At 62.2% G+C, this 12,529-nt stretch carries 13 protein-coding genes; 8 read left to right on the top strand and 5 right to left on the bottom strand.

The window, feature by feature from the left end; genetic code table 11:
* Window positions 1-91: 91 nt before the first annotated feature.
* From tldD to rodA, 4 genes are all read right to left on the bottom strand, one after another.
* Window positions 92-1,615 carry a metalloprotease TldD gene (gene tldD / locus AC1DYQ_RS13930; protein WP_477687273.1) on the bottom strand — a complete coding sequence of 508 codons (1,524 nt, stop codon included), beginning with the start codon at window positions 1,613-1,615 and terminating at the stop codon, window positions 92-94.
* Window positions 1,616-1,698: 83 nt separating this feature from the next.
* Window positions 1,699-2,031: a YegP family protein gene (locus AC1DYQ_RS13925; protein WP_477687272.1), complete on the bottom strand. Its 333-nt coding sequence runs from the start codon at window positions 2,029-2,031 to the stop codon at window positions 1,699-1,701.
* A gap of 132 nt (window positions 2,032-2,163) precedes the next feature.
* Window positions 2,164-3,048 (bottom strand): NAD(P)-dependent oxidoreductase, encoded by an 885-nt coding sequence (locus tag AC1DYQ_RS13920; protein WP_477687271.1) that lies wholly within the window; start codon window positions 3,046-3,048, stop codon window positions 2,164-2,166.
* Between the two features lie 16 nt (window positions 3,049-3,064).
* The gene (gene rodA / locus AC1DYQ_RS13915) at window positions 3,065-4,219 is read right to left on the bottom strand and encodes a rod shape-determining protein RodA (protein ID WP_477687270.1); all 1,155 of its coding nucleotides are present in this window, start codon (window positions 4,217-4,219) and stop codon (window positions 3,065-3,067) included.
* Between the two features lie 206 nt (window positions 4,220-4,425).
* On the opposite strand from rodA, the gene AC1DYQ_RS13910 reads away from it, so the two are divergent.
* From AC1DYQ_RS13910 to ruvC, 8 genes are all read left to right on the top strand, one after another.
* Entirely contained in the window at window positions 4,426-5,022 is a 597-nt protein-coding gene (locus AC1DYQ_RS13910; RefSeq protein ID WP_477687402.1) for a YqiA/YcfP family alpha/beta fold hydrolase, read from the top strand.
* A 66-nt stretch (window positions 5,023-5,088) separates the two neighbouring features.
* Window positions 5,089-7,149 carry a ribonuclease catalytic domain-containing protein gene (locus AC1DYQ_RS13905; protein ID WP_477687269.1) on the top strand — a complete coding sequence of 687 codons (2,061 nt, stop codon included), beginning with the start codon at window positions 5,089-5,091 and terminating at the stop codon, window positions 7,147-7,149.
* Between the two features lie 38 nt (window positions 7,150-7,187).
* Window positions 7,188-8,036 (top strand): energy transducer TonB, encoded by an 849-nt coding sequence (locus AC1DYQ_RS13900; protein WP_477687268.1) that lies wholly within the window; start codon window positions 7,188-7,190, stop codon window positions 8,034-8,036.
* A gap of 48 nt (window positions 8,037-8,084) precedes the next feature.
* Window positions 8,085-8,924, top strand: coding sequence for a shikimate dehydrogenase (gene aroE, locus AC1DYQ_RS13895; RefSeq protein WP_477687267.1), 840 nt, complete (start codon window positions 8,085-8,087; stop codon window positions 8,922-8,924).
* A gap of 13 nt (window positions 8,925-8,937) precedes the next feature.
* Window positions 8,938-9,687: a transglycosylase domain-containing protein gene (locus tag AC1DYQ_RS13890; RefSeq protein ID WP_477687401.1), complete on the top strand. Its 750-nt coding sequence runs from the start codon at window positions 8,938-8,940 to the stop codon at window positions 9,685-9,687.
* A gap of 29 nt (window positions 9,688-9,716) precedes the next feature.
* Window positions 9,717-10,349, top strand: coding sequence for a lysophospholipid acyltransferase family protein (locus AC1DYQ_RS13885; RefSeq protein WP_477687266.1), 633 nt, complete (start codon window positions 9,717-9,719; stop codon window positions 10,347-10,349).
* A 19-nt stretch (window positions 10,350-10,368) separates the two neighbouring features.
* Window positions 10,369-11,349, top strand: a complete 981-nt coding sequence (locus AC1DYQ_RS13880; protein WP_477687265.1) for a phosphatidate cytidylyltransferase — start codon at window positions 10,369-10,371, stop codon at window positions 11,347-11,349.
* Window positions 11,350-11,391: 42 nt separating this feature from the next.
* Window positions 11,392-11,940 carry a crossover junction endodeoxyribonuclease RuvC gene (ruvC, locus tag AC1DYQ_RS13875; RefSeq protein ID WP_477687264.1) on the top strand — a complete coding sequence of 183 codons (549 nt, stop codon included), beginning with the start codon at window positions 11,392-11,394 and terminating at the stop codon, window positions 11,938-11,940.
* A gap of 18 nt (window positions 11,941-11,958) precedes the next feature.
* Here ruvC and AC1DYQ_RS13870 read toward each other — a convergent pair whose 3' ends face one another.
* Window positions 11,959-12,387, bottom strand: coding sequence for a hypothetical protein (locus AC1DYQ_RS13870; RefSeq protein ID WP_477687263.1), 429 nt, complete (start codon window positions 12,385-12,387; stop codon window positions 11,959-11,961).
* Between the last annotated feature and the right edge of the window lie 142 nt (window positions 12,388-12,529).

The raw sequence follows: 12,529 nt of genomic DNA, 5'->3' as shown, positions 1-12,529 counted from the left end.
GCTTGAGAACCAAAAGTAACCGAAGTAAAACTTGGCCGAATTCATAAGCTGAAATGTAGCACAGGTCAAAAAAGAGGCAATCCGGGCTGGATCAGGCCGTCCCGCCCACTGTCAGGCCGTCGATGCGCAGGGTCGGCTGCCCCACGCCCACCGGCACGCTCTGGCCTTCCTTGCCGCAGGTGCCCACGCCGCTGTCAAGCGCCATGTCATTGCCCATCATGGTGACACGGGTCAGCGCGTCGGGGCCGTTGCCGACAATCGTCGCGCCTTTAACGGGATACAGAATCTTGCCGTTTTCAACCCAGAAGGCTTCGCTGGCCGAAAACACGAACTTGCCGGAGGTGATGTCGACCTGGCCGCCGCCGAAGTTGGTGGCGTACAGGCCCTTTTTGATGCTGGCCACGATTTCTTCGGGCTGCTTGTCGCCGCCCAGCATGTAGGTGTTGGTCATGCGCGGCATGGGCACATGGGCGTAGCTTTCACGGCGGCCGTTGCCCGTGGGCTTGACCTTCATCAGGCGCGCATTCAGCGAATCCTGGATGTAGCCCTTCAGGATGCCGTCTTCAATCAGCACGTTGCGCTGGCTGGCGTTGCCTTCGTCGTCCACGTTCAGCGAGCCGCGGCGATCCGCAATTGTGCCGTCATCCAGCACCGTCACGCCCTTGGCTGCCACGCGCTGGCCGATCTTGCCGGAAAACGCGCTGGAGCCTTTGCGGTTGAAGTCGCCTTCCAGCCCGTGACCGATGGCTTCGTGCAACAGGATGCCGGGCCAGCCCGAACCCAGCACCACAGTCATTTCACCGGCCGGCGCGGGGCGAGCATCCAGGTTGGTCAGTGCCGCTTTCACAGCGTCGTTCACATATTCGGTAATCTGGGCGTCGTCAAAGTAGGCCAGGCCAAAACGCCCGCCGCCGCCGCCCGAACCGACTTCGCGCCGGCCCTTCTGCTCGGCAATCACCGTCACGCTCAGGCGCACCAGCGGGCGCACGTCGGCGGCCAGCGTGCCGTCGGCGCGGGCCACCATCACCACGTCGTATTCGCTGGCCAGACCCGCCATGACCTGCACGATGCGCGGATCCCTGGCTTTGGCGAGTTTTTCGACTTTCTCCAGCAACTGAACCTTGGCAGTGCTGTCCAGCGTGGCGATCGGGTCCAGGCCCTGGTAGAGCGAGCGGCTGCCGGCCACCTTGCGGACGGCCGTCTTGACGCGGGCAGCCTTGCCGCCGGCAGAAATGCTGCGCACCGTGCGTGCCGCATCCAGCAGCGACGCCTCGGAAATGTCATCGGAGTAGGCAAAAGCGGTCTTTTCGCCGCTGACGGCGCGCACGCCCACACCCTGGTCGATGCTGAAGGAACCAGTCTTCACGATGCCCTCTTCCAGGCTCCAGCCTTCGCTGCGGGTGTACTGGAAATAGAGGTCGGCGTCGTCCGCTCCATGGGAGGTGATCTCGCCCAGCGCCCGACCCAGGTGCGCCTGCGTGAGGCCAAACGGCGCCAGCAACAACTTTTCAGCAATCGCCAGCCGTCCCGACGTCGACTCCGCAGTCGGTCGGGCCGTCGATGAGACCGTGGACTTGTTGGAGGCGGAGACGGGGGTGGAGCGAAGTGAGGTCATTGGGCCATTGTAGGCAGTCTGCCTTCCAGGCGCGCAGGCCTCGCCGCGCCGCCTGGCACCGCCCATGGGCTTTGCCGTGCGGCTCAGGCCGTGTCGGTAGTGGTAGCGCCCGGCGCGTTGGTTTTACACGACTCGATGCCGTTATCCCGTGCCGATACGCTGGAGTACATTTCGCTGACCCCAATCACCTGCCCGTTACCGGCCTTAAGGTTGAAATAGGGGGAACCGTCCTTGCCCACCAGACGGTCATAACGGCTGTCGTCCGGCGCATTTTTCTTGACGGATTCAATGCCGCCCGTCGCACTGGCCTTGGTTTCGTACATCTCGCTGGCCAGGATCTTCTGCCCGTTGCCTGCCAGCAGCGAGAAAAAGTACTTGTCGTTCTTGGACTTCTTGAGCTCAAACTTTCCGGCCATGGCGCAACTCCTTCGAAGTGGGCATTGTTGTTGTCGGGAATGACAGCCAAGGTTGTACTCCGCCAGGCGCCGCTGTGCGGGGGAAAACCGTAACAAATATCGCGGCCGCACCTGGGGGCGTCGCCGGAGCATTCAGGGCTTGCCGGCCGTCTGCCTGAGATGCTTGAAAAGGGCCGCGTCATCCTCGCCGGCCAGACCGGCCTGGTGCGCCTGGGCAAAAACCTGGCTGGCGCGCAGGCCCAGCGGGCCGTCAAAACCGGCTGCACGCGCAGCCTCAACAGCCAGGCGGGTGTCTTTTTCCAGCAGGGTCACATGCGCGCGCGGGGCGTAATCGCCGGCAACCGCGCGGCGCATGCGGTCCGAACCGATCCAGCTCTGGCCGCTCGATTGTTCGATCACGTCCAGCGTGGTGGTGAGGTCCAGTCCCAGCCGGCCGGCCAGTGCCAGCGCTTCGGCGGCGCCCACCAGGTTGATCCCCGCCAGCAGGTTGTTGACCAGCTTGGTGCGGGCGCCGTCGCCGGGGTTTTCGCTAATGCGAAACACCTTGGCCGACACGGCTTGCAGCAAGCCGGCTTGCTGTGCGTAGACCTCGTCCACGCAAGCCAGCATCAGGCTCATGGAGCCGTCGCGCGCCCGCGCAGGCCCGCCCGACATGGGCGAATCCAGCGTGTGCACACCGCGTTCAGCCAACCGTTTGGCGAAAGACTCGACATCCTGCGGCGCAATCGTTGGGCACAACATCACGGTATGGCCGGGTTGCAGCATGCGTGCAAGACCCCGCTCGCCAAACAGCACCTCTTCGGTTTGTGCGGCATCTACCACGCAGATGATGAAAGCCTGCGAATTCACCAGGGCGTCCGCGGGAGAAGCTATGACCGCAGCACCCAACCGCACCATCCCGACGGTTTTGGCCGGATCGATGTCGCACACCTGCACGCCCCAGCCCTTGTCCAGCAGGTTGGCCGCCATGCCGCCACCCATGTTGCCCACACCAATCACGGTGACGGTTTGCGGCATTTTCAATCCGGGATCTTCAGGACTGCACCAAGCGCTTGGCCTTGGCAATAGACATCAGCATGCCGATGGCCAGTCCCAGCGTCACCATGGCCGTGCCGCCATAGCTGATGAAAGGCAGCGGCACGCCCACCACGGGCAGGATGCCGCTGACCATGCCCATATTGACGAAAGCATAGGTGAAAAAAATCATGGTTAGCGCACCGGCCAGCAGGCGCGAAAACAGGGTCGATGCCTCCAGCGCAATGGCCAGTCCGCGCAAAATCAGGAAGATGAACGCAGCAATCAACAACAGATTGCCCAACAGGCCGAACTCTTCGGAGTACGCCGCGAAGATGAAGTCGGTGGTGCGCTCGGGAATGAACTCCAGGTGCGTCTGGGTGCCGGCCATAAAGCCCTTGCCCGTGATGCCGCCCGAGCCGATGGCGATCATGCCCTGGATGATGTGAAAGCCCTTGCCCAGCGGGTCTCGCGACGGATCGAGCAGCGTGCAGATGCGCTGCTGCTGGTAGTCGTGGAGGATGGGCCAGCGCACGCCGTCGGCACAGATTTGCGGCTCGAACCATACCACGAGGAACACACCCACCAGGCCGAGCAGCACGGGCGGAACAATCAGCTTCCAGCTCAGGCCGGCAAAAAAAATCACAGCCAGGCCGGCGGCCAGCACCAGCAGCGAGGTTCCCAGGTCGGGCTGCTTCATGATCAGCCCGACCGGAACGAGCAGCAACAGCCCTGCGGCCAGGAAGTCCAGCGGACGCAGCTGGCCTTCGCGTTTCTGGAACCACCAGGCCAGCATCAGCGGCATGGCGATTTTCAGGATTTCACTGGGCTGGATCACCACGCCCACATTGAGCCAGCGCCGGGCGCCTTTTTTGGTGATACCGAAAACGGCCACGGCGACCAGCAATGCCACCCCGGCAATGTAAAGCGGCACGGCAAAAGCCATCAGGCGCTGGGGTGGAACCTGGGCCACCACAAACATGATGGCGCCGGCAATCAGCATGTTGCGGCCATGGTCGATAAACCGCGTGCCGTGGTCATAGCCCGACGAATACATGATCAGGAGGCCCGCGCAGGCCAGCAAAAACACCGCAAACGCCAGCAGGCCGTCAAAGCCCTGGAGCAAAGGCAAGGTTCGCTGATAAAGGGAGGGTTTGTCGAAAACGGCGGCCATGCGCGGATTATCCGTCAGCCTTGAAGCCGAAAACGCGCGGCCGGGCATCCCGCGGAAGTGAACACCGCTATCAATTACATAGCTGCTTGCGCTCGTCCTGATTGGCTCAAAGCCCTATTTCGCTTAAAACCAGCATGAAACACCGCGAAACCGGGGAAATCGGCTCCGGCAAGACGTGCGTGCGGCCTGCCCGTCTAACATGCGGCATGCGCATCACCCATCTGCTCTATCTCCACGGATTTCGCTCGTCCCCGCAATCCGCCAAGGCCCGGAAAATGGCCGCTGCCGTGCAGCAGCGCCATCCCGCCGTTCACTGGTGGTGCCCGCAGCTGCCGCCTTCGCCGCACGCCGCGCTGCAGATGGTGAAGGACGAAATTGCCGGTTGGCCCGGCAAGCCGGGCTACCAAAGCATGGGCGTGATCGGCTCTTCGCTGGGCGGCTTTTACGCCACTGCGGTGGCCGAACAGGCTGGGTGCAAGGCCGTGCTGCTCAACCCGGCCGTGGAGCCGGCGCGCGACCTCGCCCGCTACATCGGCGAGCAAACGGCCTGGCACAACCCGCAAGAGCACTTTTTCTTCGAGCCCCGCTTTGTGGATGAGCTGAAAGCGCAGCAGGCCGGGCCGCTGAAAGCGCCGCAAAACTACCTCGCCATCATTGCCAAGGGGGATGAAGTGCTGGACTGGCGTGAAATGACGGCCCGTTATGCGGGCGCTCACATCCGGCTGCTGGAAGGCGGTGACCATGCACTGAGCGACTTTGACCGGCATCTGCCGACCATCCTCGACTTCCTGGCATTGGCCTGAAATCTCTCTGAAGCAGCCCTGATTACACTAGTCCCAAGTCATCAAAGACACCAAAGGGATCCCGTTTTGTTTGTATTGTTTGAAGAAGCCGGCAAGTTCCTGGCCGGCCGCATTTTGTCCGAGAGCGATGCGTCGCTGCAGGTTGAACTCGACTCGGGCAAGCGTGTGAAGGTCAAGGGCGTTAATGCCCTGCTGAAGTTTGAAAAGCCATCCCCTGCCGAGATGGTGGCCGCCGGCCAAAAGCTGAGCCACGATATTGAGCTGGATCTGGCCTGGGAATTCGCCAGCGAAGAAGAATTCGGCTTTGCCGACCTGGCGCGCGACTACTTCAGCGCCGACGGCAAGGCCGCCTCGCTGGAGCAACAGGCCGCCGCGCTCTTTCGCCTGTATGACGCGCCGCACTACTTTCGCCGTGCCGGCAAGGGCCGCTTCAGGAAGGCACCGGCGGAAATCCTGCAGCAGGCGTTGGCCGCCATCGAAAAGAAAAAGCAGGTCGCGGCGCAAATAACCGCATGGGCCGAAGAACTGGGCCGCGGCGAATGCCCGGCGCCGGTGCGCGAGCAGCTCTACAAAATTCTTTTCAAACCCGACAAGAACAGCGCTGAATACAAGGCTGTCGTCGAAGCCTCACGCGCCACGCACACCGCGCCGCTCGATTTGCTGCAAAAGGCAGGCGCCATCGCCTCGCCCTACCAGTTCCACTGGAAGCGCTTTTTGTTTGAGAACTTCCCCAAGGGCACGGGCTTTCCGGCGCTGCAGGCGCCTGAAGTCAAGGACGAGCTGCCGCTGGCCGATGTGAAGGCTTTCTCCATCGACGACTCAGCCACTACCGAGATCGACGATGCGCTGTCCGTGCAGGGCCTGGGCAGCGGCACTGTCACGCTTGGCATCCACATCGCCGCACCAGGCCTGGCCGTATTGCCCGGCAGCCCGATTGACACCGTGGGCCGCGCACGGCTTTCTACCGTGTACATGCCCGGCTACAAGCTGACGATGCTGCCGGATGAAATCGTCAAAAGCTACACGCTGCAGGAGGGCCGCAACTGCCCGGCTCTGTCGCTGTACCTCACGCTGGATGAGGCCACGCTGCAGATCAAGGAAAGCGTGACCCGGCTGGAGCAGGTGCCCATCGTCAGCAACCTGCGCCACGACGTGCTGGACAGCACGTTCACCGAAGCCTTTTTTGAAGCCGCGCAAACCAGCCCCCCCACCGATGTTCAATGGGGTGTGGAACTGAGCTTTTTGCACCGGCTGGCCAAACACCTGAAGGCCCAGCGCGAAATCGTGCGCGGCAAACCCGAGAACTTCAACCGGCCTGACTACAACTTCAGGCTGGACAACCCGACAGGCGGCGAGCCCCAGGGCAACGAGACGGTCAGCATCAGCACGCGCCAGCGCGGCGCACCGCTGGACTTGATCGTGGCCGAGGCCATGATTCTGGCGAACAGCACCTGGGGCGAGTGGCTGGCCGAGCATGGCGTGCCTGGCATTTACCGCAGCCAGGCCAGCCTCTTGCCCGGCGTGAAAGTGCGCATGGGCACCAAGGCCCTGCCGCACGCGGGCATCGGCGTCAAAAGCTATGCCTGGAGCACCTCACCACTGCGCCGCTATACCGACCTGGTCAACCAGTGGCAGATCATTGCCTGCGCGCGCCACGGCCGCACGGCCGCGCTGGCTGCGCCGTTCAAGCCCAAGGACGCCGAGCTGTTTTCCATCATCTCGGGCTTTGACGCCGCCTACAGCGCCTACAACGGTTTCCAGGCCGGGATCGAGCGCTACTGGACACTCAAATACCTGCAGCAGAACCACATCACAGAGCTGACCGCCACTGCCTTCAAGGACAACCTGGTGCGCGCCGACGAGTTGCCGCTGGTGCTGCCAGCCGCTGGTGCACAGGGCCTGCCGCGTGGCGCGAAAGTGCGTATAAAGCTGGGCGAGATCGACGAGATCACGCTAGATATTTCCGGTACGGTGGTCGAGCGGCTGGACGTGGAGATGGATGAGTCTCCTGATCCGCTGGGCGAGGAGGATGGCGAGTCCGAGATGGCCGCCGGCCCGATCTCGATTGCAGTCGATGTCAATGAGCCACAAACCGATGCCGCTGTGGCGGCTCCGGTCGCCGGTTAACGCCGCAATACGCTCATAAACACCGATAATCTCTTCCTGTGAAGTCACCAAGCACACTGCAAATAGCCCTGGGCGCCTCCATCGCCTTTCATGCGGTGTTGCTGACGGCGCGTTTTGTTGATCCGGACCGCTTCAACCGCGTCTTTCAGGACACGCCGCTGGAAGTGATCCTGGTCAACGCCAAGTCCAACGAAAAGCCTGACTTTGCCAAAGCCATCGCACAAGCCTCACTGGCTGGTGGTGGCGAGATGGAAAAAGGCCGCGCCACCTCCCCCTTGCCGCCTTCGGCCCTGATGGAGCTGGGCGACGCCACCGAAGACGCCCAGCGCAAGGTCGATTCCCTGCAGGAGCAGCAGACCCAGTTGCTCGCGCAAATCAAAAAGCAGCTGGCCTCCATGCCGCCGCCCGACCCAACACAGCCCGCCAACAACCCGGCGCAGGCCGAGCGCGAAGAAAAACGCAAGCAGCTCGTCAAGATCCTGGCGGAAATCGAACGGCGCATCAACGAAGAAAACGCACGGCCGAAAAAGCGCTACATCAGCCCGGCCACACGTGAAGAGGTCTACGCCGTTTATTACGACGAACTGCGCCGCAAGATTGAAGAGAAGGGGACGGTGAACTTCCCCGAGCTGGCCGGCAAAAAACTGTACGGTGAACTCACGATGATCGTGACGGTGAATTTTGACGGCAGCGTGATCGACACGGAAGTCGTACAGACCTCGGGCAACCTGACGCTGGACCGGCGTGCGCAAAGCATCGTGCGCGGCACCGGGCCTTTCGGCAAGTTCAGCGATGCGATGCGCAGCAAGGCGGACCAGATCGTGGTGGTGTCGCGCTTCAAGTTCACGCGCGATGACACGCTTGAAACCAAACTCACCAGCCGCTAGCCCCGACTGCTGCTTTCAGCCCCACGCACATGAACACCCGGCCCCGCCATGGATAAATATTACGTCCTGGGCAACCCGATCGCGCACAGCAAATCCCCGCTGATTCACGCACGTTTTGCCGAACTCACGGGGCAATCCCTGCAATACGAACGCCTGCTGGTGCCGCTGGAATCGTTCGCCGCAACACTGGCTAAACTGGTACAGGGCGGCGTAAAAGGCTGCAACGTCACCGTGCCTTTCAAGCTGCAAGCCTTTGAAGCCGCAAGCACACGGACCGACAGGGCGCAATTGGCCCAGGCCGCCAACACGTTGGTGCTGCAAGGCGGCGCCATCCACGCCGACAACACCGACGGCGTGGGCCTGGTGAACGACATCCAGAACAACGCCGGTGTTTCGCTGGCCGGGCGCGACGTGCTGCTGATCGGCGCAGGCGGTGCCGGTGCCGGCGCGCTGGCCGCCCTGCTGGGGGCCGGGCCACGCCGTCTGGTGCTGGTCAACCGCACACGGGCGAAAGCCGACGCGCTGGTGGCACGGCACCGGGCACACTCCTCCATGCAAGGTCTGCTACAAAAAACGGAGCTGCTTGCGCACGACCTGCAAGGGCTGCGGGGCTATTTCGATGTAATTGTCAATGCCAGTGCAAGCAGTCTGGCGGGCGCGGGTGTGCCGGTTCCGGCGAGCCTACTCAAGCCCGGCTCGCTGGCCTGCGACATGATGTACGGCCCCGCCGCGGCGGGCTTCATGGCCTGGGCCCGGGACAACGGCGCAACGCCGCGCGACGGGCTGGGCATGCTGGTGGAACAGGCCGCCGAGGCCTTCGCACTGTGGCGCGGGGTTCGTCCGCCGTCTGCCCAGGTATTGCAGGAAATGCGGGCGCAGCTGGCATGAAGGCATGCACACCATGAAAGCGCTTTTCAGGCTTATCGGCCTCGGGCTGCTGGCGGGCCTGGCGCTGCAACTGTTTTTTGTGGCGCGCATTGCCATGATGGCCGTGGTGGACCCGGAATCCACCGCGTTCCAGCGCTCGGAAGTCTACCTGGTAGTTCGCAACACCGGATCCCTCAAATGGCGGCAGCAATGGGTGCCTTACGACGACCTGCCCGACAACCTCAAGCGCGCAGTAATCGCATCGGAAGACGCCAGCTTCGCCGAGCATGACGGCGTGGACATGGAGGCACTTGAGAAAGCCTGGGACAAAAACGCCAAGGCCGAGCTGCGCGCCGCACAGTCCGCCAGCCGCCTGGCTCCCGCCAAGGCAACGGCGACACCCGCCAGACCGGTGAAAATCATTGGCGGCTCTACCATTACCCAGCAGCTCGCCAAAAATCTTTTCCTGTCGGGTGAGCGCACGCTGCTCCGCAAAGGCCAGGAGCTGGTGCTGACGCTGCTGCTCGAAGCCCTGCTCGGCAAGGAGCGCATTCTGGAGATTTACCTCAACAGCGTGGAGTGGGGCGAAGGCATTTTTGGCGCCGAGGCCGCAGCGCAGCATTACTACCGCAAGCCTGCGTCAAAACTGAGCGCCTATGAATCCGCGCGGCTGGCCGTCATGCTGCCGCGCCCCAAATACTTTGAAACGCGGCCCGGCTCGGGCTACCTGGCTTCGCGCGCCAGCACCATCACGGCCCGCATGGGCGGTGTGGAACTGCCCTGAATGCTGAACAGCAAAAAGGGCCGAACCCCATGAACGACAAGTTTTCTCCCATCCTGGCCAAGCTGATGGGGCTTTTCCTGCTGGGGCTGATCCGCACGCTGACCGGTGCACAGGCCCGCTGGCAAGGCTGCCCGCCCAAGGCGGAACAGCGTATTTATTTTGCCAACCACCAGAGCCATGCCGACCTGGTGCTGATGTGGGCGGCGCTGCCGGAAGAGCTTCGCAGCATCACGCGGCCGATCGCCGCGAAAGACTACTGGACCAAAACGCCTTTCAAGAAATGGATCACCACGGCGGTCTTCAATGCGATTTACGTGGACCGTGCCAAGACCGGCGACCAGGACCCGCTGGAGCCGCTGATCGAGGCCCTGACCAGCGGTGACTCGATCATCCTCTTTCCGGAAGGCACACGCGGCAACCACGAAGAGCCGCAAAAATTCAAGGCTGGCCTGTACAACCTGGCACTCAAATTTCCACAGGTGGTGCTGGTGCCTGCCTGGATCAACAATGTGCAGCGCGTCATGCCCAAGGGCGAAGTCGTGCCGGTGCCCATTTTGTGTTCGGTCACCTTTGGCGCGCCGATTGCATTGGGCGACGGTGAAGACCGGGGCGAATTCCTGGCGCGCGCGCGCCAGGCCGTCATGGATCTCAGGGAAACCTGATACAAGGCCCGGAATCCTGATGAACACCTTTTTGCGCAACCTTTCTCCCTCACACCAGGTCGGCCTGCTGTTCGTGCTGGTGTTCGGCATCCTGACACTCATCAGTGTGGCCGCCTTCGTGATGTCGCTGAAGGACACGCATGAAGACGACCTGCACACCCAGAAATTGAAAGAATTCAACGGCCTGCTGCGCACCTCGTGGTTCATGTCCACGGTGTTCTGGATCGGCTGGACGCTGGGAGAAACCGTGGCGACCGTGCTGTTCGGCATGGTGGCTTTTTTTGCGCTGCGCGAATTCATCACGCTCTCACCGACCCGGCAAGGTGACCACCGCAGCCTGGTGCTGGCCTTTTTTGTGGTGCTGCCGGTGCAGTTTGCGCTGGTCATCACGCGACACTTTGACCTGGTGACCGTGTTCATTCCGGTCTACGTGTTCCTGGCGATTCCGGTGGTCAGCGCGCTGGCCGACGATCCGCACCGTTTCCTTGAACGCAACGCCAAGCTGCAATGGGGCATCATGGTCTGCGTCTATGGCATCAGCCATGTGCCCGCCCTGCTGCTGCTGAAGTTTCCCAACTACCAGGGCAAAAACGCCTTTCTGGTGTTCTTCCTGGTGTTTGTGGTGCAAAGCTGCATGATCGTCCAGCACCTGGTGGGCCGCAAACTGCAACGACCGGGCAGCGCGCCCAATGTCAGCAAAAGCTTTAACTGGACCAGCTGGTTGATCGCCGTCGTTGGGGCCAGCCTGTTGGGCGGTCTGTTGGCGGGCCTCACGCCTTTCAAGCCGGCACAGGCGGTCGCCATGGCCTTTATTGCCTGCGTATCAGGCTCGCTCGGGCACCTGGTGATGAAAGCGCTCAAGCGTGACCGTGGCATTCCCAACTGGGGCAACCGCGGCGTGGGCGTCACCGGCGCCAGCGGCCTGCTGGACCGCGTAGACGCGCTGTGCTTTGGCGCACCGGTATTTTTTCATTCCGTTAGATGGTATTTTGGCCTCTAACCCAATGAACACGTGCGCGACCAGCTATCAAATACATAGCATATGAGAATCCTTGGCATCGACCCCGGTCTGCAGGTCGCAGGTTTTGGCGTGATCGACATGGACGGCCAGCACCTGCGTTATGTGGCCAGCGGCACCATCAAGACCACGCATATGGAACGCAGCGATTTGCCGGGCCGGCTGAAAGTCCTGTTTGAGGGTGTGTGCGAAGTGGTGGAGCGGTACCAGCCCGATGCGGCCTCTGTCGAAATCGTCTTTGTCAACGTCAACCCGCAGGCGACGCTGCTGCTGGGCCAGGCACGCGGGGCCTGCATCACGGCCCTGGTCTCGCGCCAGCTGACGGTAGCCGAATACACGGCGTTGCAGCTCAAAAAGGCGGTTGCGGGCTATGGCAAGGCGGGCAAGGCCGAGGTGCAGGAGATGGTGATGCGCTTGCTGAAGCTGCCCTCGCTGCCGGGCAAGGACGCGGCCGATGCGCTGGGGCTGGCGATTACCCACGCCCATGTCGGCACAGCGATGCAGAGGCTGACTGCGGCAGCGGGAACCGGCGCAAAACCCGCAGGAAACTACAGGGACGGACGAAGCCGTTAGATCGTGGTGATCCGCGCCTTAGCGGCCACGGTATTCAGCGATCACCTCATCCAATGAGGGGTTAGACCTGGCTTTTCCACGCACCAGCACAATGGGCAGTTCGCCGCTCATGATGGACGAGATGCGCTGGGCGTCGGCGGGATCGCCACTTGTCACGGTGAAGCTGATACTGTGGGTGCGGGTAACCGGAATCCCCTTGCTCGAAAGTTGCTCGGCCAGGCTATTCGCGCGCTGGGCCGCCTCCTCCGGGCAATCCTCGGCGGCAATAACCTGAACTGCGTTGGAAGCGGTAGTGCTCGTTCCGGGCAGCAAAACAAATCCATTTGAACTTGCACTTCCTGCGGAGCTGGTTGAGGCCAGCATCGGTTGACCTTCACGATGTTTGGTCCAGTATTGATACCCAAAACCAGCAAGGCCGAGCACGATAAGGATTTTGATGAAGCTCATGGATCATCTCCGGGAGTTATGTCGGGAGGGGCAGGTCATCGAACACCGCAGGCGCAGGGGCAAATCGTTATGAGCGAACTATAGCGGTAAGGATCATAAAACGGACCAACCGACAATCGCCAACAGGCAGCGGCAGGGCCGC

The sequence above is a fragment of the Polaromonas sp. P1_F4 genome, from assembly GCF_056405675.1.
The sequence above is the reverse complement of the archived record's forward strand: the minus strand, read 5'-3'. Positions and strand labels throughout refer to the sequence as shown.

Bases quoted from the DNA above. Each gene is read 5' to 3' on its own strand.
- tldD (WP_477687273.1), bottom strand. From the start codon at position 1,615: ATGACCTCACTTCGCTCCACCCCCGTCTCCGCCTCCAACAAGTCCACG.
- AC1DYQ_RS13925 (WP_477687272.1), bottom strand. From the start codon at position 2,031: ATGGCCGGAAAGTTTGAGCTCAAGAAGTCCAAGAACGACAAGTACTTT.
- AC1DYQ_RS13920 (WP_477687271.1), bottom strand. From the start codon at position 3,048: ATGCCGCAAACCGTCACCGTGATTGGTGTGGGCAACATGGGTGGCGGC.
- rodA (WP_477687270.1), bottom strand. From the start codon at position 4,219: ATGGCCGCCGTTTTCGACAAACCCTCCCTTTATCAGCGAACCTTGCCT.
- AC1DYQ_RS13910 (WP_477687402.1), top strand. From the start codon at position 4,426: ATGCGCATCACCCATCTGCTCTATCTCCACGGATTTCGCTCGTCCCCG.
- aroE (WP_477687267.1), top strand. From the start codon at position 8,085: ATGGATAAATATTACGTCCTGGGCAACCCGATCGCGCACAGCAAATCC.
- AC1DYQ_RS13890 (WP_477687401.1), top strand. From the start codon at position 8,938: ATGAAAGCGCTTTTCAGGCTTATCGGCCTCGGGCTGCTGGCGGGCCTG.
- AC1DYQ_RS13885 (WP_477687266.1), top strand. From the start codon at position 9,717: ATGAACGACAAGTTTTCTCCCATCCTGGCCAAGCTGATGGGGCTTTTC.
- AC1DYQ_RS13880 (WP_477687265.1), top strand. From the start codon at position 10,369: ATGAACACCTTTTTGCGCAACCTTTCTCCCTCACACCAGGTCGGCCTG.
- ruvC (WP_477687264.1), top strand. From the start codon at position 11,392: ATGAGAATCCTTGGCATCGACCCCGGTCTGCAGGTCGCAGGTTTTGGC.
- AC1DYQ_RS13870 (WP_477687263.1), bottom strand. From the start codon at position 12,387: ATGAGCTTCATCAAAATCCTTATCGTGCTCGGCCTTGCTGGTTTTGGG.